Raw genomic sequence first — 224 nt, 5'->3', positions numbered from 1 at the left:
GAACAGGCGGGGTCTGGTCTTCATGACATTGTGAGAACGCGGGTCATTCTGACGGATATCGATGACTGGAAGGAGGCCATTGAGGCGCGAAAGAAATACTGCGTCGATGCCCGTCCAGTCGATACGATCATGGCGGTCACGAGGTTCGTTAACCCGGAATGGTTGGTCGAGATCGAAGTTGATGCAGTTGTTCCCGAAGATAGATAGAGCAAAAGCCCATGTGT

Annotated in this window: 1 protein-coding gene; it reads left to right on the top strand. The window is 52.2% G+C overall.

Going from position 1 to position 224, the window contains the following annotated elements; translation table 11 throughout:
- Positions 1-207, top strand: a 207-nt coding sequence (locus R0J92_RS27680; RefSeq protein WP_411054035.1) for a Rid family hydrolase, incomplete at its 5' end; no start/stop codon positions are given.
- Between the last annotated feature and the right edge of the window lie 17 nt (positions 208-224).

Source organism: Tritonibacter sp. SIMBA_163 (assembly GCF_046535935.1).
Classification (GTDB): Bacteria; Pseudomonadota; Alphaproteobacteria; order Rhodobacterales; family Rhodobacteraceae; genus Epibacterium; species Epibacterium scottomollicae.
The sequence above is the reverse complement of the archived record's forward strand: the minus strand, read 5'-3'. Positions and strand labels throughout refer to the sequence as shown.